26 protein-coding genes are annotated in these 21137 nt (G+C 66.0%); 17 read left to right on the top strand and 9 right to left on the bottom strand.

The window, feature by feature from the left end; genetic code table 11:
• Positions 1–7: 7 nt before the first annotated feature.
• Positions 8–1021, top strand: coding sequence for a 4-hydroxy-3-methylbut-2-enyl diphosphate reductase (locus BKG60_RS23295; protein WP_070944675.1), 1014 nt, complete (start codon positions 8–10; stop codon positions 1019–1021).
• A gap of 27 nt (positions 1022–1048) precedes the next feature.
• Here BKG60_RS23295 and BKG60_RS23290 read toward each other — a convergent pair whose 3' ends face one another.
• Positions 1049–2251, bottom strand: coding sequence for a DUF6542 domain-containing protein (locus BKG60_RS23290; RefSeq protein WP_070944676.1), 1203 nt, complete (start codon positions 2249–2251; stop codon positions 1049–1051).
• Between the two features lie 84 nt (positions 2252–2335).
• On the opposite strand from BKG60_RS23290, the gene ychF reads away from it, so the two are divergent.
• The 3 genes from ychF to BKG60_RS23275 all read left to right on the top strand — a co-directional run bounded on the left by ychF (position 2336) and on the right by BKG60_RS23275 (position 4144).
• The gene (gene ychF, locus BKG60_RS23285) at positions 2336–3409 is read left to right on the top strand and encodes a redox-regulated ATPase YchF (protein ID WP_070944677.1); all 1074 of its coding nucleotides are present in this window, start codon (positions 2336–2338) and stop codon (positions 3407–3409) included.
• Positions 3410–3515: 106 nt separating this feature from the next.
• Positions 3516–3734 carry a type II toxin-antitoxin system VapB family antitoxin gene (locus tag BKG60_RS23280; protein ID WP_070944678.1) on the top strand — a complete coding sequence of 73 codons (219 nt, stop codon included), beginning with the start codon at positions 3516–3518 and terminating at the stop codon, positions 3732–3734.
• Positions 3731–4144, top strand: a complete 414-nt coding sequence (locus BKG60_RS23275; protein ID WP_070944679.1) for a PIN domain-containing protein — start codon at positions 3731–3733, stop codon at positions 4142–4144. The genes BKG60_RS23280 and BKG60_RS23275 overlap by 4 nt, the downstream gene beginning before the upstream one ends.
• A 156-nt stretch (positions 4145–4300) precedes the next feature.
• Here BKG60_RS23275 and BKG60_RS23270 read toward each other — a convergent pair whose 3' ends face one another.
• Positions 4301–4684, bottom strand: coding sequence for a VOC family protein (locus BKG60_RS23270; RefSeq protein WP_070944680.1), 384 nt, complete (start codon positions 4682–4684; stop codon positions 4301–4303).
• Between the two features lie 253 nt (positions 4685–4937).
• Here BKG60_RS23270 and BKG60_RS23265 point away from each other — a divergent pair, with 253 nt between their 5' ends.
• Both BKG60_RS23265 and BKG60_RS23260 read left to right on the top strand, forming a co-directional pair.
• Positions 4938–5297, top strand: a complete 360-nt coding sequence (locus tag BKG60_RS23265; RefSeq protein WP_070944681.1) for a DUF1801 domain-containing protein — start codon at positions 4938–4940, stop codon at positions 5295–5297.
• A 109-nt stretch (positions 5298–5406) separates the two neighbouring features.
• Complete coding sequence (locus BKG60_RS23260; RefSeq protein ID WP_070944682.1) at positions 5407–5748, top strand: DUF1801 domain-containing protein; 342 nt, start codon at positions 5407–5409, stop codon at positions 5746–5748.
• Between the two features lie 83 nt (positions 5749–5831).
• On the opposite strand, the gene BKG60_RS23255 is transcribed toward BKG60_RS23260, so the two are convergent.
• From BKG60_RS23255 to BKG60_RS23245, 3 genes are all read right to left on the bottom strand, one after another.
• Complete coding sequence (locus BKG60_RS23255; RefSeq protein ID WP_075910061.1) at positions 5832–7262, bottom strand: aldehyde dehydrogenase family protein; 1431 nt, start codon at positions 7260–7262, stop codon at positions 5832–5834.
• Between the two features lie 155 nt (positions 7263–7417).
• Positions 7418–7825: a hypothetical protein gene (locus BKG60_RS23250; protein WP_075910060.1), complete on the bottom strand. Its 408-nt coding sequence runs from the start codon at positions 7823–7825 to the stop codon at positions 7418–7420.
• Positions 7826–7926: 101 nt separating this feature from the next.
• Positions 7927–8607 carry a guanylate cyclase gene (locus tag BKG60_RS23245; protein ID WP_120765011.1) on the bottom strand — a complete coding sequence of 227 codons (681 nt, stop codon included), beginning with the start codon at positions 8605–8607 and terminating at the stop codon, positions 7927–7929.
• A gap of 41 nt (positions 8608–8648) precedes the next feature.
• On the opposite strand from BKG60_RS23245, the gene BKG60_RS31600 reads away from it, so the two are divergent.
• Positions 8649–8819 carry a hypothetical protein gene (locus BKG60_RS31600; protein WP_120765005.1) on the top strand — a complete coding sequence of 57 codons (171 nt, stop codon included), beginning with the start codon at positions 8649–8651 and terminating at the stop codon, positions 8817–8819.
• Positions 8820–8844: 25 nt separating this feature from the next.
• On the opposite strand, the gene BKG60_RS23240 is transcribed toward BKG60_RS31600, so the two are convergent.
• Both BKG60_RS23240 and BKG60_RS23235 read right to left on the bottom strand, forming a co-directional pair.
• On the bottom strand, positions 8845–9033 hold the full coding sequence (locus tag BKG60_RS23240) for a hypothetical protein (RefSeq protein ID WP_070944684.1): 189 nt from the start codon (positions 9031–9033) through the stop codon (positions 8845–8847).
• Positions 9030–9902, bottom strand: coding sequence for an alpha/beta fold hydrolase (locus BKG60_RS23235; RefSeq protein WP_070944723.1), 873 nt, complete (start codon positions 9900–9902; stop codon positions 9030–9032). Before BKG60_RS23235 ends, BKG60_RS23240 begins: the two co-directional genes overlap by 4 nt.
• 99 nt (positions 9903–10001) lie before the next feature.
• On the opposite strand from BKG60_RS23235, the gene BKG60_RS23230 reads away from it, so the two are divergent.
• From BKG60_RS23230 to BKG60_RS23210, 5 genes are all read left to right on the top strand, one after another.
• Positions 10002–10637, top strand: coding sequence for a TetR/AcrR family transcriptional regulator (locus tag BKG60_RS23230; RefSeq protein ID WP_239253218.1), 636 nt, complete (start codon positions 10002–10004; stop codon positions 10635–10637).
• Positions 10638–10763: 126 nt separating this feature from the next.
• A complete protein-coding gene (locus tag BKG60_RS23225; RefSeq protein WP_070944685.1) occupies positions 10764–11435 on the top strand; it encodes an Mce protein in 672 nt (223 codons plus the stop codon).
• Positions 11432–12238, top strand: coding sequence for a hypothetical protein (locus BKG60_RS23220; protein ID WP_083339239.1), 807 nt, complete (start codon positions 11432–11434; stop codon positions 12236–12238). Before BKG60_RS23225 ends, BKG60_RS23220 begins: the two co-directional genes overlap by 4 nt.
• Positions 12235–13146, top strand: a complete 912-nt coding sequence (locus BKG60_RS23215; RefSeq protein ID WP_070944686.1) for an alpha/beta fold hydrolase — start codon at positions 12235–12237, stop codon at positions 13144–13146. Before BKG60_RS23220 ends, BKG60_RS23215 begins: the two co-directional genes overlap by 4 nt.
• A 12-nt stretch (positions 13147–13158) precedes the next feature.
• Positions 13159–14406, top strand: coding sequence for a WS/DGAT/MGAT family O-acyltransferase (locus BKG60_RS23210; protein ID WP_171054950.1), 1248 nt, complete (start codon positions 13159–13161; stop codon positions 14404–14406).
• Here BKG60_RS23210 and BKG60_RS23205 read toward each other — a convergent pair.
• Complete coding sequence (locus BKG60_RS23205; protein WP_070944688.1) at positions 14370–15005, bottom strand: TetR/AcrR family transcriptional regulator; 636 nt, start codon at positions 15003–15005, stop codon at positions 14370–14372. The genes BKG60_RS23210 and BKG60_RS23205 overlap by 37 nt on opposite strands.
• A gap of 24 nt (positions 15006–15029) precedes the next feature.
• On the opposite strand from BKG60_RS23205, the gene BKG60_RS23200 reads away from it, so the two are divergent.
• From BKG60_RS23200 to BKG60_RS23190, 3 genes are all read left to right on the top strand, one after another.
• A complete protein-coding gene (locus BKG60_RS23200) occupies positions 15030–15794 on the top strand; it encodes an SDR family NAD(P)-dependent oxidoreductase (RefSeq protein WP_070944689.1) in 765 nt (254 codons plus the stop codon).
• 22 nt (positions 15795–15816) lie between these two features.
• Complete coding sequence (locus tag BKG60_RS23195) at positions 15817–16341, top strand: DoxX family protein (protein WP_070944690.1); 525 nt, start codon at positions 15817–15819, stop codon at positions 16339–16341.
• A 103-nt stretch (positions 16342–16444) separates the two neighbouring features.
• On the top strand, positions 16445–18178 hold the full coding sequence (locus tag BKG60_RS23190) for a DUF3556 domain-containing protein (RefSeq protein ID WP_070944691.1): 1734 nt from the start codon (positions 16445–16447) through the stop codon (positions 18176–18178).
• Positions 18179–18199: 21 nt separating this feature from the next.
• Here BKG60_RS23190 and BKG60_RS23185 read toward each other — a convergent pair whose 3' ends face one another.
• Entirely contained in the window at positions 18200–18991 is a 792-nt protein-coding gene (locus tag BKG60_RS23185) for a FadR/GntR family transcriptional regulator (RefSeq protein ID WP_070944692.1), read from the bottom strand.
• 202 nt (positions 18992–19193) lie between these two features.
• On the opposite strand from BKG60_RS23185, the gene BKG60_RS23180 reads away from it, so the two are divergent.
• Both BKG60_RS23180 and BKG60_RS23175 read left to right on the top strand, forming a co-directional pair.
• Positions 19194–20342, top strand: a complete 1149-nt coding sequence (locus BKG60_RS23180; RefSeq protein ID WP_070944693.1) for a thiolase family protein — start codon at positions 19194–19196, stop codon at positions 20340–20342.
• Positions 20339–21136, top strand: coding sequence for a crotonase/enoyl-CoA hydratase family protein (locus tag BKG60_RS23175; protein WP_070944694.1), 798 nt, complete (start codon positions 20339–20341; stop codon positions 21134–21136). The genes BKG60_RS23180 and BKG60_RS23175 overlap by 4 nt, the downstream gene beginning before the upstream one ends.
• Position 21137 lies beyond the last annotated feature (1 nt).

Raw genomic sequence — 21137 nt, 5'->3', positions numbered from 1 at the left:
TGGAGACATGCCGTCGACAATCAACATGGGTATCCCGGGTGCCACCAGCTCGGTGAGGTCAGGCGGCGGTTCGCAAGCCTCCGGCAAACGGGTTCTGCTGGCCGAGCCACGCGGATACTGCGCGGGTGTGGACCGTGCCGTCGAGACCGTCGAGCGCGCCCTGGAGAAGCACGGAGCCCCGGTCTACGTGCGCCACGAGATCGTGCACAACAAGCATGTGGTGGAGACGCTGGCCAAGGCCGGCGCCATCTTCGTCGACGAGACCGACGAGGTGCCCGAAGGGGCGATCGTGGTGTTCTCGGCGCACGGTGTGGCGCCGACCGTGCACGAGACCGCCGCCGAGCGCAGCCTGCAGGTGATCGACGCGACCTGCCCGCTGGTCACCAAGGTGCACAACGAGGCCAAACGATTCGCCCGCGATGACTTCGACATCCTGCTGATCGGCCACGAGGGCCACGAAGAGGTGGTCGGCACCGCCGGTGAAGCGCCCGACCACGTCCAGGTCGTCGACAATCCCGACGCGGTCGACAAGGTCACGGTGCGTGATCCGGAGAAGGTGATCTGGTTGTCGCAGACAACGCTGAGCGTCGACGAGACCATGGAGACGGTGCGCCGGCTCCGCGAGAAGTTCCCGACGCTGCAGGATCCACCGAGCGACGACATCTGCTACGCGACGCAGAATCGCCAGGTTGCCGTCAAGGCGATGGCTCCCGAGTGCGAGCTGGTGATCGTGGTGGGTTCACGCAACTCGTCGAACTCGGTGCGGTTGGTCGAGGTGGCCCTCGGCGCCGGTTCGAAGTCCGCGCATCTGGTGGACTACGCAGAAGACATCGATCCGGCCTGGTTGGCGGGCGTCTCCACCGTGGGCGTCACCTCCGGGGCGTCGGTGCCCGAGGTCCTGGTGCGCGGTGTGCTCGAGCGGCTGGCCGACTACGGCTACGGCACCGTGCAACCCGTCACGACTGCCAACGAGACGTTGGTGTTCGCGCTGCCGCGAGAAATCCGTCCGCCGCGTTCCTGAGCGGGCGCGCTGCCGACGAGGCGCCGATCAGTCGTCGTAGTCCCACGAATGGCGGCCCCTGGTGGCCGTGCGCTTGGGTGCCCGTGGCCGCGTGCGGTGTTCCACGCGGTGGTCTTCGTCCTCAGATCCGCGATAACGCACCCGCGACACCGGGTGGTGCGTCGAGCGGCCCGACCCGGTCGGCGGGTCGAAGGAGTCCTCGAACGGCTGGTAGTCGTCGAATCGACGGCGGGGCCGCTGCGGACGCTCGCGTCCGGCGTCGAACCCGCCCGTATCGCGACGCTCCGGCGGCGGCTGCTTGCGCGGTTCGCGCGGTTCGCGCGGCTGGGTCCGCACCCGCCTGCGAGGTTCGCCGGTTCCGGGCTCGGCTGCGCGCGGAGGCCTGGGCCGCCGCGGCCGCTCGGGAACCGCGCCGTCGAGTTCGCTGCCGAGATCGTCGCCGACACGGCGGCTCGGCCGAGGGCGTGGCGCCGCAGCGGCCCGCTTGGTGGGCCTGCGCTCGCCGCGGGGACGCCCGGAGGCCGGTGCGGCCGCGCCGGCTGCACCTGCACCGGGCTCGGTGCCCGGCGGACGCCGACGTCGAGGTCGCTCGGACGGGCGCCGCCGCGGCGGGGCATCTGCCGCGGCGTCCGACTGGGCTGTGCGGTCCCGGCGTGTCGACACGGTGGCGGGTTTGCGGAGGACCAGCCCGGAAAGTTTCTCTGTGACGGATGACACAATTCCCGCCATCGGCGTTGCCATGGCCGGTTTGGCCCGTGCGGAATCAGCCGACTCGGCCTCGTCGGTCCCGCGATGCGAGGTCAGGCCGACATACCACCGACCAAGCCCGATCAGCAGCACCGCAGCCGAAAGGAACAGCATCAGCGGAAAGCGTTCTATCAGCGGGTATCCGCAGTTGATCGCGAGGTCTTTCATGCCGCCCATTTGGTCGCCGTGGAACAGGAAATAGGCCCCGGGCACGGCGACGAAAAGTATTAGTGGGGGCTGGATCACGGCGGTGAACAGACCGGCCTGCTGCACCAGCAGGACAGCCGCAAGGCAACCGAGCGAATAACAGACCGCGAATACGGCGCTGAGCTCGCGATCACCCGAACCGGCATCGAAAGCAAAGCCGATCGCGGTAGCCGTGACCGCGATCAGCACAGCTCCCCACCACGGCACACCGGCGAAACGCGGGTGTACAGAGCGATGGTCAGCCGGCACTGCCGACTGTGCGCGCTGTCCTGACACACGTAGACCGTACCGGCTCAGTCTGGCCGCGTGCTGCCAGCTCGCGCTGGCGCGCCTGTCACACCGGCTTAGACTGTGGTCCCTGTGAGCCTGAACCTGGGAATCGTCGGTTTGCCGAACGTCGGAAAGTCGACTCTGTTCAATGCCCTGACACGTAACGACGTGTTGGCGGCCAACTATCCGTTTGCGACCATCGAGCCCAACGAGGGCGTGGTTCCGCTGCCCGATCCCCGGCTGGACAAGCTCGCCGAGATTTTCGGCTCGGAGAAGATCGTTCCGGCACCGGTGACGTTCGTCGACATCGCAGGCATCGTCAAAGGCGCCTCGGAGGGTGCCGGCCTGGGCAACAAGTTCCTGGCCAACATCCGCGAGTGCGACGCCATCTGCCAGGTGGTGCGCGTGTTCGCCGATGACGACGTGGTGCATGTCGACGGGCGGGTGGATCCCCGGTCCGACATCGAGGTGATCGAGACCGAGCTGATCCTGGCCGATATGCAGACGCTGGAGAAGGCGGTGCCGCGCTTGGAGAAGGAGGCCCGCAACAACAAGGAGCGCAAGCCGGTCCTGGACGCGGCGGTCGCGGCGCAGGCGGTGTTCGACGACGGCAAGACTCTATTCTCGACCGGCAAGGACTGGTCGATCCTGCGTGAGCTGAACCTGATGACCACCAAGCCGTTCCTGTACGTGTTCAACGCCGACGAATCGGTGTTGACCGACGAGGCGAAGCAGGCCGAGCTGCGTGCACTCGTGGCCCCGGCCGACGCGGTGTTCCTGGACGCCAAGATCGAATCGGAGCTGATCGAGCTCGACGACGAGTCGGCCAACGAGCTGCTGGAGTCGATCGGACAGACCGAACGCGGCCTGGACGCGCTGGCCCGGGCCGGCTTCCACACCCTGCGACTGCAGACCTATCTGACCGCCGGGCCGAAGGAAGCGCGGGCCTGGACCATCCACCAGGGCGACACCGCCCCCAAGGCGGCCGGCGTGATCCACACCGACTTCGAGAAGGGCTTCATCAAAGCCGAGGTTGTCTCCTTCGACGATCTCGTCGAGGCCGGGTCGATGGCGGCTGCCAAGGCCGCGGGCAAGGTCCGGATGGAAGGCAAGGACTACGTGATGGCCGACGGGGACGTGGTGGAGTTCAGATTTAACGTGTAGTTGAGTTCCGCTTCAACGTCTCAAGGCGGCAGCGTATGCAGTGAAGTCCGAGAGGACTGCGATCCCTGTTATATAATTACTCATATAACAACAAAGGGGGAGCATCATGGCTGTCACCAGCGTGGACCTGGATCCGGAACTGATAGAGCGTGCCAGGGCGCTCACGGGTGAGCGATCGAATCGGGCTGTTCTGGATCTCGCATTGCGTCGGCTCATCGCCTCGAAGCAGAAGGGCGCAATGATCGACGGCATCGGGGGATTGGCTGACCTCCCTGCCGAGTTGGGTGCGCCCGTGATCTCGCCGGACACAACCGAGACCTCGTGACGGACTACCTCGTCGACAACTCGGTCTGGGCGAGGTTGGCTACTCGAGACGAGGGGATCACCGCGCGGCTGCGGCGCATCGAGCGAGCGCCAGCCGACCTGTTCGTCACATGTCCGCCGCAGGTGCTCGAGTTCTGCCACAGTGCTCGCACGTCCGAAGAGCACGCGCACTATCGCGAGCAGATCTCCCTCGGCTTCCCGCTCGAGCGTGCGCCCGACGAATCTTTGGTGCTCGAAATTCAAAGCGCCCTGTGGAATTCGGGCCTTGTCCGGGCGGCTGGGTCGCTCGACATCCTCATTGCCGGGTATGCCATCGTCAACGATGCGACTGTGCTCGCTGCAGACCACGACTTCGGCCACATCGCCAGGGTTGTCGAACTGAGCCACGAGTACATTGCGCCGTCGGCGTGACGTTGTTTCGCGCTGGAACGTGGTGGAGTTCCGCTTCAACGTGTAGTGCCGTTGACTCTGCGGCTATGGTGGTGTGCTCTCGAAGTTTTGCGCCCTGACCGCAGAGCCAACGGGTACCGACGTTGTGTCGGTAACGCGATCTCGTGGAGCCCCGCGTCAACGTCTAGGGGCGGCCCTGTCGAAATACTGCACCAGGCAGAATTCATGACCCTCGGGATCCAGCATGTTCAGCACGACCCCTTCGTCGTAGTCATGCCGGAAGCCGGAAAAGCGTCCACCCAGTTCCTCGACCTGGTGACGTCCGGTGTCGATGTCGTCGACTTCGACGTCCAGGTGGATGCGTACCTTTCCGGCTTTCGGTTCGGCTACGCGCTGGAAGGTGAGGCGGGGAAACTGTCCCGCGCGTGAGCCCACAGTCGCCCAGGCCGGATCACCTCCGTGTTCACTCGACACTGGAATGCCGAGCAGGGTCGCCCAAAAGGTCGACAGCCGAACCGGATCGACGCAATCGATGGTTACTCCGGACCAACGGCTGGCCATCGTCTCTCCCGGTGTTCTAGGCATTGCGGTGCTCGAGCAGATCCTCGCATGCGCGGCGGCCGTTATCGGTGAGCCGTGTTAGCGTGAGCGACGTGGCCGGCGATGCCTGCCACGTTCTGCGCTTCCAGGTGAACGATCGCCTGAATCATTGCGGAGAGGCCTGAGCCGATCAGGACATGTCCGAAATGGGGTGCTGCGTCAACTCGCGCCTACTCCATTGCGCCGGTAGATCGATACCGGCTCACGAAAGGACATGACAGTGGCCAACAAGGACGACAAGAACCTCAAGCAGGTCCTCGACAAGATCGCGGGGATGGATGAGCCTGCGCGGGAGGTCATGCGCCGCATGCACGACGTGATCGTCGCAGCGGCACCCGAGCTCAAGCCGCGCATCTGGTACGGCATGCCTGGCTATGCCAGGTCCGCGAGTAGTCCCGTCCTCGTCTTCTTCCGCAATGACGAGCTGATGAGCCTAGGGGTGACTGAGAAAGCCACGCTCAAGCCGGCCGGGGGCAAGGATGGACTGTTGATTCCCGCGGCCTGGTACTTCGATGGCCTGGACGATGTCACCGAGCAGCGTGTCGCGGAGATCGTCCGCGCCGCCATCGCGTAAGCGCACCAGCGGCGAGCGTGGCAGATATGCGCGCATCAGGTCCAGTTCTCGGGCATGGGTCCACGCTCGCCAGGCGGTCGCTACCGTCGGTCGGCGTACATTGGCGGACGTGAGTGGGGATTGGCGCGTCGATCGGGTCGATGAGATCCGGTCGTTGATCACACAAGCCGAACCCGACGTGGTCGAGGAGATCAAGTGGCGCAAGCCATCCAACCCTGACGGTGTGCCTGCGTTCTCGCTGGATGGCCTGATCTGCACCTTGGAGATGTACAAGGGCAAGGTCAAGGTGAACTTTGCCAAAGGCTCGTCCGTGAAAGACCCCGACCATCTGTTCAACGCGAGCCTCGAGGCTCCAGTTGGGCGTTCCATCGATCTGCGTCAAGACGACGAGTTGGATGCGGACGCGTTCAAAGCGCTGATCCAAGAGGCAGTCCGCGTCAACCGCAGGTAGCGCCCTGACCGACCCCTCGGGCCTCACCTGGGATCGGTGGCGCGCGAGCATCTTGGCCGCCCGAGGGGCGGCCCGAGCCCTGGTCAGAACAGCTTGCGTGCCAGCTTCCAGACCCGGTCGGTGTAGGGTGGGTACAGGATCTGGGACAGATCGGGCCGGGTGGGTTTGGTCAACACCGTCTTGGCATGGCTGAACTCCTGAAAGCCCCAATGTCCGTGGTAGGCACCCATTCCGGAGTTGCCCACCCCGCCGAAGGGCAGCCGGGTGGTCGATGCCTGGAATGCCACGTGATTGATCAGCATTCCGCCTGCCGGCACCTCGGACACCACACGATTGCGCACCGATCGAGATCGACTGAACAGGTAGGCGGCAAGTGGTTTGGGCCGGGAGTTCACGAAATCGATTGCATCGCTGACAGAATCGACCGTGATCACCGGAAGGATCGGCCCGAAGATCTCCTCGGTCATCAGCGGCTCGGAGGGATCGGGGTTGAGCACCACGGTCGGCTCGACGGTGAGCGACGACCGGTCGATGCCGCCACCGAAGGCGATGTCCCCGCGGGTGTCGATCAGATATTCACCCAACCGCTCGACATGGTCAATGTTGAGGATCGGCATGCCTTTTGGTTGGCCCGCCCGGTAGCGAACCCAGGAATCACACAGTCGGTCGACGAAGCGTTCGGCGACATCTCGGTGGGCGAGAACGTAGTCGGGAGCGACGCAGACCTGCCCCGAATTGATGAGCTTCGTCCACCCGATCCGGGCGGCCGCGACGTCGACATCGCAATCATCGGCGAGGATCACCGGGCTCTTTCCGCCCAGTTCCAACGTCACAGGTGTCAGATGCCGGGCCGCTGCCGCCAGGATCTTGCTGCCGGTCGCTGCTCCGCCGGTGAAGAAGATTCGGTCGAACTGCTGCTCAATCAGCAGTTCGCTGGCCGCGCGCCCGCCTTCGACGACCACTGCCGCCTCACGGTCGAGGTAGCGCGGGAGCAGTTCCGCCAACAGTCGTGACGTCCGCGGTGCGAACTCGGAAGGCTTGATCAGCACGGTGTTTCCGGCTGCGATGGCGCCGATGGCGGGGCCCAAGGTCAGGAGGAAGGGTAGGTTCCAGGTCCCGATGATCAGGACGGTGCCGTACGGCTCGAACTCGACCCAGCCCCGTCCGGGTAGTTGGGGTAGTTCGAGCATCCGTCGGTCGCGCCGCATCCAGCGCTTGACATGCTTTGCGGCGTAACGTGCTTCGGCAACTGTGCCGGCGATATCGGTCAGCCAGGATTCGAAAGGTGCGCGGCCCAGATCCGCCGATAGCGCTTCGATGATCGCGGTCTCATTGTCGGTCATCATCTGCGCGAGTCGGTTCAGCTGATCCGAGCGCCACTGGGCCGATCGTGTCCGGCCGCTGTGGAAGGTCGTCCGCAGGGTCTTGGTGATCCGGCTGACGTCGACCTCGGTCAGCTGGTCAGCGACCGCTGCTTGAGCGGTATTGCCGTTCCTGGATGTCGTTTCCGTCATCGTTGCCCCCTTGTTTCGTGAATAAACATTCACATAAATCCCCAACAATGATTCTGCTTGTTGATTACTCGGCTATATACCACAAGCATTGTACAAGAATGGACATTAACATAATGCCCTCGGCGGAGGTCGGGAAGACCGTCGAAATGCGAGCGCTACAGCCCGCCGCAACGTGAGGGGGCCAGGATGGGCGACCACGGCGGGCAATCCGCAGGCAGCGGCTGCGGGGGAGCGGGCGGCGGCGGTGGGCCTAGAACGGGCGGCGGCGGAGCCTCATGCGGGACGCCGTGCCAGGGATAGATCGTGTTGGATGCGATGTCCACGACGCCTTCGGAGTTCCAGTACCAGTCATGGCAGATGTTGGCGTCCCAGGTGATGACGTGGCTGCCCGGTATCGGAGGATCGCCGGGGCACCAGTGGGTGCATGTGAGTCCGTCCGGGCAGTTCCCGCCCTGATAACTCGGGCCGAAAGCCGGGTCCGCATGGCCGACAGCCGCCCCTGAGCCGGCCACGACCAGCCCGCCGGCCACGGCGATGGCCGCCAATCGTGCAATGCGATCCATGGTGGCTCCCCTCCTTTGGGGTGCTGCTCACCAGGCCATTGTGCCGCGATTACGGTACGTGAGACAGAGTTCGGCCGGAGTTTCTCGCCGTAGCCCGCGCGTCAGTCGACGATCACGGAGATCTCGTCGCCCAATCGGTAGCCGCTGGCCAGCGGCAGCTGGTCACCGCTCCAGAACGAGCCCGGATCGAACCAGTTGTAGTGCTTCTCGGTGGACAGCAAACCCATCTCCTCGTAAGTGATGGCCACCGTCTCCGCGCAGTAGGCGGTTTCCAGCCCGACCTGCCGGGTGCGAGACTTCTTGCGTTCGGCGGACTCACGAACCTTGTTGTGCACAAATGGAATTCCCCGGGTGAAGTCACTGATGACCGGTACCCGGCCGCGCAGCCAGCGTCCGGTCAGTCGCGCCGTGGTGGGAAAGGCGGTGCCGTTCATCCGGGCGATCACTTTGAGCAGCTGGTCCTCCTGCTCGCGAGATGCGAACGGGGTGAGCTGGCGTAACCAGCAGCGCTGCCCGTAGTTGTGCGCCCAGCGCTCGACGGCTTGGCGGGCATCGTTGAGCTGCACTCCGCGATGGTTGGTGGCAGTCCAGATGTCGAGCAGCTTGTCGCCGAGCTCGGCGTGCCAGATCAGCGGCGGCAGGTCGTCGATCGCGACCGTCATCCCGACATGGTTGACCGGGCTGTTGGTCAGGGTCTGGATTGCGCGGTCCGGCCCCGAGCCACCGCGGAACAGCCAGATGTCGCCCGTCCGAGTTTCCTCCAGTGCCTTGGTCAGAGCCACCGTGTTCGCTTTCACAAGCGAAGCTTAGGCACACTGAGAGCATGCGCAGCATCTGGAAGTGGATAGGGCTGGCCGGTGTCGCGGGGGTTGTCGCCGGCGGCGTCATAGTGGCGCGGGACCAACGCCGCCGCAATGCCTACACCCCGCAGGACATCCGGGAGCGGCTCCACCGGCGGTTGGCCGAAGCCGAAGGGGCCGAGCAAGCACGATAGGCCGGCATGGTTGGTCAGCCCTCGGTCAGTACCCGGTCCGGGGTGTCGGCGTAGGAAGATGCCGTAGCAGACAGACACGGGCCGCGCCGCCTGAGCCCAGACCGGTTACCGCGGTGAGCTTGTCGTCGCGCAGATTGGGCACCGTCTGGGCCGTCGCGGGCAGCTCGGGTTCGCGCAGAAAGCTGAAGCCGACAGCGTCACGCTCGGCGTTCACCGCGCGACGAACTCCACGACGACCTCGGAGAACGCGTCGTTGTCATCGCCGGCGGCAGTGTGCCCCGCATCGGACAGCTCGACGAACTCGGCGGCGGGCACCTTCTCCAGGAAGTCCTGCACCCCTTGGGGGCTGACCACATCGGACAGCTTGCCGCGGATCAGCAGGATCGGAATGGTCAGCGCCATCGCGGCGTGTTCGAGCTTCTCCACCCGCACGAACGGGTCGTCCTCGGGTTTGGTGAGGAAGGCCGGATCCCAGTGCCAGTACCAGCGCCCGTCGCGCAGCCGCAGGTTCTTCTGCAGGCCCTCCGGGCTGCGCGGCTTCGTGCGGTAGGGCAGGTAGGCCGCAACGGCCTCGGCCGCCGCTTCAAGGGAGTCGAAGCCATCGACGTTGGTGAACATGAAATCGCGAATGCGGGCGCTACCGCTCTTCTCGAACCGCGGCACCACGTCGACCAGGATCAGCTTGGTGACCAGTTCCGGGCCGGCCTCATGGGCGGCCAGGATGCTGGTCAGCCCACCCATGCTGGCCCCGATCAGCACCGCCGGGCGTCCGAGCTGGTACAGCACCTGCTGCACGTCAGCGGAGAGCGCCTCCACCGAATAGTTCGCGCTCGGCGAGCGGTCGCTGTCGCCGTGACCTCGTGCGTCGAGCGCGATCACGTGCAAACCGCGATCGGCCAGGATCTGCCCGGTGTTCTTCCAGGAGTACCGGTTCTGTCCGCCGCCGTGCAGTAGCAGGACGGTGGGACGGTCGGCAGCGGACGCGGCGTCTCGGTTCCACTCGTCGCCGACCAGGTTCAGGTCATCGACTCCCCGGAACGTGACGGTGCGTGACTCGCTGTGCTCGGTTTTCCCGGTGCTCACGGACATTCCTCTCGGCAGGCCCCGGGAGGTCACGTTACCCAGGTGGGTTTTCGCCACATCTGCGACCCGCGCGGCGTGGCGTTCCTAGAATCGGCAATCGTGCAGAGCGAGCCAGGTGCCGAGGCGAACGACGTGATGGCAGCGGAACGCCACGCGATCATCAAAGCCGCCTTCACCTGCCTGTCCGAGCCCCACGATGGTGCGGTGCCGATAGCGGCGGTGCTGGCTCGGGCCGGGTTGTCCACCCGGGCGTTTTATCGCCATTTCGAATCCAAGGATGCCTTGTTCCTGGCCATGCAGGCGAGTTCGGGCAAGTCGCTGGGCCGTCGGCTCGACCAGATCGCCGCCGACCAGGACGGTGCTCCCGCCGAACTGCTGGCGCGCTGGATCAGGGTGTCGTTCGACGTGATGCGCGATGCGCGGCTGCGTGGGCGCGCGATTGTTCTGGATTCGGAGGAGGTCCGTGCGGCCAGGGGCTACCAGTCGGTGCAGGAACAGTGGCGCTTGGACCGCGAACGTGCGTTGGCCGGTCTCCTGCGCCGCGGCCGAGACGACGGATCGCTTCCGTTGACCAGACCGGAGCGGGATGCAGCGGCCATCCGCGCGGTGGTCAGTCACGAGTTGTCACGTCTGACTCCCGAGGGCGATTGGGAGTCAGCGTGTGCGGCGGCGTTGGACTTTGCCCTGCGTGCGGTCGGGGCGCGCACAGCCTGCCGGGAGCCTGGCAGCTCGTAGCGACCCGGACCGGCGGCCTATCCGGGACTGCCGGTACCGCTGGTGACGGTGTGACCGGTGCCACGTACTTTGGACCGCACGCGTGCCATCGCACGCACCACGTAAGGGCCACCGAGGAGCAGATGTATGGCAGACGACAGCGCCGACACCGAGCCGGTCGAGCCGACCGAGACCGAGGAGTCGAGCCAGTCCGCCCCCGAACCCGCAGTTCCGGAATCCGAGGCAGAAAACGAGTCGACCGAGGCCGTCGAACCGCAGGTTGAGGGCACCGAACCCGCGACGGAAGCTGACGACGCGGCACCCAAGCGGGGTGGTTTCCTGCGTTCTGCTTCCGCGGGCATCGTCGGAGGGGTGCTCGTCGTCGCGCTCCTGGCGTTGACCGGTTGGCTGGGTTACGGCTACTACCAGGTCCATCAGGAGCAGCAGCGACGTGCGATGTTCGTGGACACCGCGCGGCTGGGCGCGACGAACCTCACCAGTATCGATTGGGAGCACGCCGAAGACGACATCCAGCGAGTGCTCGACATCTCGACGGGACGGTTCTACGACGACTTCGAGCGGCGCTCGAAGTCGTTCCTGGAGGTGGTCAAGCAGATCAAGTCGAAGTCGACGGGAACGGTGACGTCATCGGGGCTGGAGTCCTACTCCGACGACAAGGCGAATGTCCTCGTGTCGGTGACCGTTCGGTCGACGAATGCGGGTGTGCCCGAACAGAAGCCCCAGGTGTGGCGAATGGTGGTGACGGTGCAGGACATCGAAGGTAAGGCAAAGGTGTCGAACGTGGAGTTCATCCAGTGAGCGGCCGGCACAAGATGCCGCCGGGCGGGCGTCGCAAGGCCGCGGCGGGTTCAGTCGAACCCGAGCAGGCAAGCTCTGAGCCGGAGGTTGCCGAAAACCAGAACGCCGCCGAGCCGGTAGAAGCCGCAGCAGCAGCGGAGGGCGACGTGGTGGCCGAGGACATGGCCGACGCGGCCGCCAGCGATGTCTCTGAGCCGGATGTCTCTGAGTCGGATGCTTCTGAGTCGGATGCCTCCGACATCGATACCGACACCGATACCGAGACAGGCGCCGGCACGGTCGAACCCAGCGACGAAGCCGACGAAGCTGAAGCCCCACGCACACGGTCACGGGTCAGCTTGCCGGTGGTGTTGGCCGCCATCGCGTTGGTGCTGGCGGTGACCTGCGGGGTTCTGCGGTGGCTGATCGTGGCGCAGGATCAAAGCGACACCGCCCGTGACGAATCGGTTCAGGCGGCCAAAGAGATCACTGCCCAGATGCTGTCGTATGAGACCGAGACGGTCGAGCAGCAGCTCGGCGCAGCCCGTGACCGGATGACGGGGGAGTTCCTCGGCAAATATTCGGTGATGATCAACGACGTGATCCCGGCGGCGCATGCTCAGCAGATCGCCGCGGTAGCCGACGTCTTGCGCGCAGGGGTGGTGAGCGCACAGCCTGACAGCGCCGAATTGGTGTTGTTCGTCGACCAGAGCGTCCAAGTCGGGCGGGAAATGCCGCAGAAGACCGTGTCTGTTGCGCGGGCCACCATGGTCAAGGTCGATGACCGCTGGCTGATGTCCAAGTACGAGCCGGTGCCGATGTGACCGAGCCACGCTGGATCGATGTCGCCACTCCCGCGGTGCAACTGCGGGCATTGGCGTGGGGGCCCGAAGATGGCCCGGTTGCGTTGTGCCTACACGGCTTTCCCGACACCGCCTATGGCTGGCGCAAAGTGGCGCCGGCTCTGGCGGGGGCCGGGTGGAAAGTGGTGGCGCCCTTCATGCGCGGGTACGTGCCCTCCTCGGTACCGACCGACGGCAGTTATCACGTCGGCGCCCTGATGGACGATGCGCTGCGATTGCTGCAAGCCGTCGGCCCGACCGGTCACGATGTCATCATCGGCCACGACTGGGGTGCGATGGCGGCCTCGGGAGTGGCTGCCCTGCAGGACAACCCGTTCAAGAAGGCCGTGATCATGTCGGTGCCGCCGATGGCATCGTTTCAGCCGTTGGGCCGGGTGCCCGATGCCCGGAAGCTGTTGGCCCAACTGCCGCGTCAGGCCTTGCGCAGCTGGTACATGATGTACTTCCAATTGCCCTGGCTGCCCGAGCGTTCCGCCTCCTGGGTGGTGCCTCGGCTGTGGAAGACGTGGTCACCGGGATACGACGCGGCCGAGGACGCCCGCCACGTCGACGCCGCGATCGGTGCGCCAGACCGGTGGCGCGCTGCGCTGGGCTACTACCGGGCCACCGTCCGCATGAGCAAGCCGCCGGCACAGTACGCCGAACTGCACAACCACTGGTTGCTGCCGCCGGTACTGCCGTCGCTGTACCTGCACGGTACCGATGATGGCTGTGCCGCACCGGATTACATCCGGTGGGTGCGCGAGGTGCTGCCGGCGGGAAGCGATGCCCACACCGTCGAATCCGCCGGTCACTTCCTACAACTCGATCAGCCCGACATGGTGGCGCAGCGCATCGTCGATTTCATCGGCAGCCCCGGGAGGGACTGACCGGTGCGCCGGATGGCCGCGATCGACGCTCAGAACTGGTGGATGTCGGCCAAACTACCCAACGATCAGTTCCTGCTGTACGGATTCGACGGTGTGCCCGACGATCCGGGGGCTGCGGTGTCCGGGATCCTTCAGCGCGCGCGGCGTTGTGCGGATCTGGCCATGTGTATCCGCGACGACTGCCGGCCGACGTATCCGGCCTGGGTGCCGCGGGCGGTGGAGAGCGACCAGTTCGTCAGACGCGACGACGAACTGCAGTGGAACGAATGCCTGGACATCGTCGCGAAGCTGGCCGAGGACCAGCTCGACGCCACCATCGCGACCTGGCGCCTGCACGTGTTCTCCTGTGTCCACGGTGTTCCCGGTGCCAGCGCCGCTGCCGGCACCGTCGCGGTGCTGCAGATCTCTCATGCGCTCGCCGACGGCACCCGCGCCTCGGCGCTGGCCGCCTGGTTGTTCGGCCGCTCCGAGGAGATCCCGCCCGTGCCATCGCAACGCTTCGCGGCCGCGCGCCTGCCCTGGCGTGCCGTGGCGGCTTCGCGGACCCACCGGGAGTTGATGCGCGACACCGAATTGGGCACGGTACCGCCTCAGGCCCCGTCGCGGCCCGTGCTGCGCAGCAATGCCGAGCCGGCCGGGGACCGATGGGTGCGCACCATCGTTCGCCGCCGCGCGCAGCTTCCGGGCCCGACCGTGACAGTCGGAGTGCTGGCCGCCATTTCCTCGGCACTGGCCGATCACCTACGCCAGTACGGCGACGACACGGCTGCCCTCGGAGCCGAGGTGCCGATGGCCAAGCCGGGGGTACGGCTGGCGCACAACCACTTCGGCAACGTCGGTATCGGGCTGTACCCGGAACTGGCGGTACCCGAACGCATCACGCGTATCGAGGCGGACTTCGCCGACCGGCGCAGGCGGGCGGCGCACCCCGCGATGGTCGCATCCAGCCGGGCATTCGCTGCCACTCCGGCACCGCTGTTGCGTTGGGGTGTAGCACAATTCGATCCCACGGTGCGGGCACCGATGGTTACCGGCAACACCGTGGTGTCCAGCGTCAACCGGGGTGCGGCAGACCTGCGATTCGGCACCGCCCCGGTGGCGGTCACGGCCGGCTACCCGTCGCTGTCGCCGATGATGGGGCTCACTCACGGGGTGCACGGCATCGGTGACGTCGTCGCGGTGAGCGTCCATGCGGCGCAGTCGGCGCTCGGCGATATCGACGCCTATCTCGCCCGGCTGGATGCGGCGCTGGGCGGCTGACCGCGGCGCAGCATCGCGATCCCGACATCCAAGGCGGACTCCAGGTAACTGAGGTCGCCGGAGGCCAGCATGACACTGACCCCGCCCTGGATGCCGGCCAGGAGCGCCGCGCCCACGCGGTCGGCATCCAGATCGGCGGCCATCTTGCCCTGCGCCTGCATATGGCGGATGCCGTCGGAGATCTCGTCATGCCATTGCCTCAGCAAGGCTTTGGTGACCGCCTGGGCGCCCGGAGTGCTCCGCCCGATCTCCGACATCAGCAGGCTCAGCGGGCAGCTCTGCCCTTGGCGTCGGTACCGATCCACCACGGCGTCGCGCCAGCGCTGCCAAGCCGCCCATGAGGTCAGCTCGCCCAGGTAGGGCTGTTGATCTTCCAGCACCATCTGGGCCTCGCGTTCGGCCACGGCCAGCAGCAGTTGGTCCTTGCCGTCGGGGAAGTAGTGGAACAGCTGGCTCTTGGAGGTCTGGGTGTGGGCGCGGATGTCGTCGAGCGTGGTGGCAGCCACGCCGTTGCTCCGGATCACCGTGGTCGCGCCCTCGATGATGCGGCGCCGGGTGGCCTCGCCCTTCGCGGTCAGTTTCTGGACTTGCAGGTCCATTTTCAGCGGCCTATACCTGGACTCATGAGTCCAAATTTTACGCGGCTGCAGGGCCGCACCGCACTTGTCACGGGATCGACCGGCGGTCTCGGTGTCGCCATCGCCAAGGCGCTGGCGGCCCAGGGCGCCTTCGTCATCGTCAGTGGTCGCAACAAGGAACGCGGTGATGTCGTCGTCGCCGAAATCCGCACCGCCGGTGGCAGAGCCGAGTTCGTCGCCGCCGACCTCGGCGCCGGAGGCGACGAAGTACAGCGCCTGGCGCGAGAAGCCACGACAGCCGCCGGTGGACGGATCGACATCCTGGTCAACAACGCGGGAGTGTGGGGGATGCCGCAACCCACCGGCGAGGTTTCCGAGCAGGCGCTGCTGGAGTCGTATCAGACAAACGTCATCGCCCCGTTCCTGTTGACGGGAGCTCTTGTGCCCGCGATGGCTGAGCGTGGGCACGGCGCGGTGGTCAACGTCGGTTCGATCACCGGGCTGATCGGCGGAGACCGCTCCGCGCTGTACTCGTCGACCAAGGCGGCCGTGCACTCGCTGACAAAGTCGTGGGCGGTCGAGTACGGCCCACGCGGGGTGCGGGTGAACGCAGTGGCTCCCGGGCCGATCGCCACGGAACGAGCCGCCGACGTGGCCGACGAAGTCGGACCAGTGCTGGCCCGGATCCCGTCCCGGCGGATGAGCACCCCGGAGGAGGTCGCCGCGGCGGTGGTGTTCCTGGCCGGTGAAGACGCCGGAAACATCCACGGGGCGATCCTCAGTGTGGATGGGGGCTGGGCGGCGGCTTAACAGATGTCCTACATTCTGTTACATGGCTTCCTCTGCTTACGACACTGCGATCCTGCTCCTTCGCGTGGTGCTCGGCCTGACCATGGCCGCTCACGGCTACAACAAGTTCTTCGGTGGGGGACGGATCCCCGGCACTGCGGGGTGGTTCGACAGCATCGGCATGAAGCCGGGCCTGTTCCACGCCCGGGTCGCGGCCAGCACCGAGATCGCCGCCGGTCTCGGCCTGGCCCTGGGCTTGCTCACCCCGGTGCCCGCCGCCGGCTTCGTGGCGCTGATGCTGGTGGCGGCCTGGACTGTGCACCGGGCCAACGGCTTCTTCATCGTCAAGGAAGGTTGGGAGTACAACCTCATCCTGGCCGCGGCCGCGGTCGCGATCGCCGGCCTGGGGGCCGGACGCTACAGCCTTGACCACCTGCTGTTCTCCAACTGCGGTTTCTACGATCTGCTGCACGGCTGGTACGGGCTGGCGATCGCGGTGGGACTGGGCCTGGCAGGTGGCATCGGCCAGTTGGCGATCTTCTACCGCCCGCCGGCGAAGACGGGCTAGTCTCCCCGCGAGCAGACGCATATGTCCCGTTGCCCCGGCGTGTCGGGTACATATGCGTCTGTTCGTGTGAGGTCCGACTAGAACACGTTCTAGTCTGTCGGGCATGGGCTTTCTCAAACAGGAATCTCCGGAGATCGACTTCGAGCAGTGGAGCAAGGGCACCCGCGCCGAGAAGATCCAGCCGATGGCCCGGCACTGGGCGGAGGTGGGGTTCGGTACCCCGGTTGCGCTGCACTTGTTCTACGTCGTCAAGATCCTGGCCTACGTCCTGGGCGCGTGGCTGATCGCGCTGACCACTGCAGGTGTCGACGGATTTACCAACGTCGCCTCCTGGTACGCAGAGCCGATCGTCTATCAGAAGGTCGTGTTCTACACGATGCTGTTCGAGGTCATCGGCCTCGGCTGCGGCTTCGGCCCCCTCAACAACCGGTTCTTCCCGCCGATGGGCTCGATCCTGTACTGGTTGCGGCCCAAGACCATTCGGCTGCCACCCTGGCCGAACCGGGTGCCGCTGACGAGGGGGGACAACCGCTCGCTCGTCGACGTCGCGCTCTACGGAGCGCTGTTGGTGATGCTGGTGGTGGCACTGGCCTCGCAGGGCACCGGCCCCATCCCGGCGCTCGGCAGCGAAATCGGTGTACTGCCGGTGTGGCAGACTGCCGCGATCGTCGGTCTGCTCGCCGTCGCGGGCCTGCGCGACAAGGTGATCTTCCTGGCCGCGCGCGGCGAGGTGTACGGCTCGTTGGCGGTCTGCTTCCTGTTCAGCGGCGCCGACATCATCATCGCGGCCAAGCTGATCTGCCTGACGATCTGGATCGGTGCGGCGGCCTCGAAACTCACCAAACACTTCCCGTTCGTCATCTCGACGATGATGAGCAACAACCCGGTGTTCCGGCCACGCTGGATCAAACGAAAGTTCTTCGAGCATTTCCCCGATGACCTCCGCCCTGGTCGTCCGTCACGCTTCGTGGCGCATTTCTCCACGGCCATCGAGGGTTTGGTGCCGCTGGTGCTGTTCTTCTCACATGGCGGTTGGCCGACGGCGATTGCCGCATTTGTCATGCTGGTATTCCACTTCGGCATCCTGAGCTCCATCCCGATGGGCGTGCCGCTGGAGTGGAACGTCTTCATGATGTTCTCCGTGGCGGCGCTGTTCGTCGGGCAGGCCGGGATCGGTCTGACCGATCTCACCAGCCCTTGGCCGATCGTGTTGTTCGCGGTGGTCGCGGGCACCGTGGTGCTGGGAAACCTGTTCCCGCGCAAGATCTCGTTCCTGCCCGGCATGCGCTACTACGCCGGGAACTGGGACACCTCGCTGTGGTGCGTCAAACCGTCGGCGGCGGAAAAGATCGAGAAGGGCATCGTCGCGATCGCCAGCATGCCGGCCGCCCAGATGGAGCGGTACTACGGCAGCCCCGAGGTTGCCCAGATGTACCTGTACATGGGATACGCGTTCCGCGGCTTCAACTCTCACGGCCGGGCGTTGTTCACCCTGGCGCACCGGGCGATGGCGGGCCAGAACGAGGACGACTATGTGCTGACCGACGGGGAGCGCATCGTGTCCACGGCGATCGGCTGGAACTTCGGCGACGGGCACATGAGCAACGAGCAGCTCGTGGCCGCCCTGCAGAAGCGATGCCACTTCGAGCCGGGGGAGGTGCGGATCGTCATGCTCGACGCTCAGCCGATCCAGCGTCAGACCCAGCAGTACCGGCTCGTCGACGCGGCGACCGGCGAGTTCGAGCGGGGATACGTCAATGTTGCCGACATGGTGACGCGCCAGCCCTGGGACGACGAACTGCCGGTCCATGTCCAGCGAGATGCCGCCACCACCTGAGCCGACGCGCAGGTGGTCCGACTAGCGCATGACGTCGCGGACCTTGACGCTCTCGATGTCCTGCAGCATCAGGACCCGTGCGGTGTCCAGATGTTTGCGCCAGTGCGCTTCGGCGGCGTCGCCGTCGCCGGAGCGGATGATCGTGATCAGCTTGCGGTAGGACCGCATCAGCTTGTCGAAGTCGGTCTTGGACACCGGGCGCCGCTCTTTGAACAGGAAGGCGTGGTGGCGCACCGTGATCTCGTGCAGCATGCCGGCGATGATGCCCAAGGTGGCGTTGCCGGACAGCTCGACCACTCGGCGGTGGAAATCGCCGGTGGTTTCGGCCAGCCGGTCCGACTGGTGGTCGGTCGGGATGTGCTCGTCGAGCATGCGTTCCAATTCGGCGAACGCCGCCTCGTCGCCTTTCTCGGCCAGTAGGCGTGCCGCCATTGGCTCGATCGCGGCACGGCCGACCAAGAGATCGGCGATATCGGCGCCCGACAGTTCCAGCAGCAGGCCGGCCGGCCGGGCGACGATTTCAGGGCCGGGCACCCGGACGCGGGCGCCGGTACGGGAGCCGCGTCGCACCTCGACCAGCCGCTCGGATTCCAGTACCCGGACGGCCTCGCGCAGTGTCGGCCTGCTGACCCCGAAATGCTCCATGAGCTCGGCTTCGTTGGGCAGGAAGTCGCCCTCTTTGAGCTGGCCGTCGACGACCATGCGCCGCAACGTGCCCGCGACCAGCTCGGACGTCTTCGGGGAACGGACCGGTGCCTGCGGTGCTATCGCGTCAGGGCCGATCATCGGCGCCAGTGGTGTGGTTCGAGCCACCAGACACTCCCAGTTAGGACAACGTTGTACTGGCCGGATGGCCAGCTATACAACTCAGTAAACCATCTGTTCCTCGCCGAAACGGAACATCGGCATCTACCAACCAGTAGGTTGACCTAGTAAACCTACTGAGTTATTTTCACCTCGAGCGCCCCGTTGAGCTCCATTGGGGTCGCGTCACCCACCCTTCAAAGGAGAAGTCATGGCTGAAGCCGTCATCGTCGAGGCCGTCCGGTCACCTGTCGGGAAGCGCAACGGCGCCCTCTCAGGTGTGCACCCGTCGGAGCTGTCGGCCCAGGTGCTCAACGGCCTCGTGCAGCGCGCCGGGATCGACCCCGCCCTCGTCGACGACGTCATCTGGGGCTGCGTCATGCAGGCAGGTGAGCAGGCACTCGACATCGCGCGCACCGCGGTGCTGACCGCGGGCTGGCCCGAGACCGTTCCCGGTGTCACCGTCGATCGTCAGTGCGGGTCCAGTCAGCAGTCTCTGCACTTCGCCGTCGCCGGTGTGGTCGCCGGGCACTACGACGTCGTCGTCGCCGGTGGTGTCGAGTCGATGTCGCGCACCCCGATGGGCTCCTCGCTGGCCAACGGCGGGCACCCGTACCCGGAGGCCTTCCGCGAGCGGTACAACGGCCAGAACCCCAACCAGGGTGTCGGTGCCGAGATGATCGCCGAGCAGTGGGGTCTCTCGCGGACCCAGCTCGACGAGTTCTCCCTGCGGTCGCACGAGAAGGCCGCGGCTGCACAGGATTCCGGTGCGTTCAAGGATCAGATCGTCGGAATCAAAGACCAAGACGGCAACATCGTGCTGGAAGACGGCGGCATCCGCCGTGGCGGCACCGTCGAGTCCATGGCCGCCATCAAGCCGGCCTTCAAGGAAGACGGTGTGATCCACGCCGGTAACTCCAGCCAGATCTCCGACGGGTCGGCCGCACTGCTGATCATGTCTGCCGAGAAGGCAAAAGACCTGGGGCTCAAGCCGCTTGCCAAGGTGCACACCGCGGTGCTCGCCGGTGCCGACCCCGTCATCATGCTGACCGCGCCGATCCCGGCCACCCAGAAGGCGCTGGCCAAATCCGGCCTGAGTGTCGACCAGATCGGCGTATTCGAGGTCAACGAGGCCTTCGCCCCGGTGCCGATGGCCTGGCTCAAGGACATCGGTGCCGACGAGAGCCGCCTCAACCCCAACGGCGGCGCGATCGCCCTGGGCCACCCGCTCGGCGGCTCCGGTGCCCGCATCCTGACCACCCTGCTGTACCACATGCGGGACAACAACATTCAGTACGGGCTGCAGACCATGTGTGAGGGTGGCGGCCAGGCCAACGCGACCATCCTGGAGCTCCTGTGACCGACGAAGGCGCCCTCGGCGCGATTGCCGAAAAGCGCGGCAATGTCCTGCTGATCACGATCAACCGGCCCGAGGCGCGCAATGCGATCAATGCCTCGGTCAGCATCGCCGTCGGCGACGCCCTGGAGCAGGCCCAGAACGATCCCGAGATCCGGGCCGTCGTGCTCACCGGGTCCGGCGACAAGTCGTTCTGCGCCGGCGCCGACCTCAAGGCGATCTCGCGGGGCGAGAACCTCTTTCACCCCGAGCACCCGGAATACGGATTCGCCGGCTATGTCAGCCATTTCATCGACAAGCCGACGATCGCCGCCGTCAACGGCACCGCCCTGGGCGGCGGCACCGAGCTGGCGCTGGCCAGCGACCTGATCGTGGCCGAAGAGAACGCGAAATTCGGTCTGCCCGAGGTGAAGCGGGGCTTGATCGCCGGTGCCGGTGGCGTGTTCCGCATCGCCGAGCAGCTGCCCCGCAAGGTGGCCAACGAGCTGCTGTTCACCGGTGAGCCGATGACGTCCGCCGATGCGTTGCGCTGGGGACTGATCAACCAGGTCGTGCCCGACGGCACCGTTGTCGACGCCGCGCTCAAGCTGGCCGAGCGGATCACCGGCAACGCGCCGCTGGCCGTGCAGGCCTCCAAGCGCGTCGCCTACGGCGTCGACGAGGGCGTCGTCACCGGTGACAAGGACGGCTGGAAGCGCACCAACCGCGAGTTCAGCACTCTGCTGCAGACCGAGGACGCCAAGGAAGGGCCGCTGGCCTTCGCCCAGAAGCGTGAGCCGGTATGGAAGGCCAAGTAGG

This window comes from Mycobacterium syngnathidarum (assembly GCF_001942625.1).
Taxonomy (GTDB): Bacteria; Actinomycetota; Actinomycetes; order Mycobacteriales; family Mycobacteriaceae; genus Mycobacterium; species Mycobacterium syngnathidarum.
This window is presented reverse-complemented; position numbering and strand designations above follow the sequence as displayed.

Excerpts from the sequence above, each read along its gene's own strand:
- BKG60_RS23280 (WP_070944678.1), top strand. The coding sequence starts at position 3,516 with ATGGCTGTCACCAGCGTGGACCTGGATCCGGAACTGATAGAGCGTGCC.
- BKG60_RS23255 (WP_075910061.1), bottom strand. The coding sequence starts at position 7,262 with ATGACGGAAACGACATCCAGGAACGGCAATACCGCTCAAGCAGCGGTC.
- BKG60_RS23180 (WP_070944693.1), top strand. The coding sequence starts at position 19,194 with ATGGCTGAAGCCGTCATCGTCGAGGCCGTCCGGTCACCTGTCGGGAAG.
- BKG60_RS23195 (WP_070944690.1), top strand. The coding sequence starts at position 15,817 with ATGGCTTCCTCTGCTTACGACACTGCGATCCTGCTCCTTCGCGTGGTG.
- BKG60_RS23295 (WP_070944675.1), top strand. The coding sequence starts at position 8 with ATGCCGTCGACAATCAACATGGGTATCCCGGGTGCCACCAGCTCGGTG.
- BKG60_RS23270 (WP_070944680.1), bottom strand. The coding sequence starts at position 4,684 with ATGGCCAGCCGTTGGTCCGGAGTAACCATCGATTGCGTCGATCCGGTT.
- BKG60_RS31600 (WP_120765005.1), top strand. The coding sequence starts at position 8,649 with ATGCGCAGCATCTGGAAGTGGATAGGGCTGGCCGGTGTCGCGGGGGTT.
- BKG60_RS23205 (WP_070944688.1), bottom strand. The coding sequence starts at position 15,005 with ATGGACCTGCAAGTCCAGAAACTGACCGCGAAGGGCGAGGCCACCCGG.
- BKG60_RS23250 (WP_075910060.1), bottom strand. The coding sequence starts at position 7,825 with ATGGATCGCATTGCACGATTGGCGGCCATCGCCGTGGCCGGCGGGCTG.
- BKG60_RS23190 (WP_070944691.1), top strand. The coding sequence starts at position 16,445 with ATGGGCTTTCTCAAACAGGAATCTCCGGAGATCGACTTCGAGCAGTGG.
- BKG60_RS23210 (WP_171054950.1), top strand. The coding sequence starts at position 13,159 with ATGGCCGCGATCGACGCTCAGAACTGGTGGATGTCGGCCAAACTACCC.
- BKG60_RS23265 (WP_070944681.1), top strand. The coding sequence starts at position 4,938 with ATGACAGTGGCCAACAAGGACGACAAGAACCTCAAGCAGGTCCTCGAC.
- BKG60_RS23225 (WP_070944685.1), top strand. The coding sequence starts at position 10,764 with ATGGCAGACGACAGCGCCGACACCGAGCCGGTCGAGCCGACCGAGACC.
- BKG60_RS23200 (WP_070944689.1), top strand. The coding sequence starts at position 15,030 with ATGAGTCCAAATTTTACGCGGCTGCAGGGCCGCACCGCACTTGTCACG.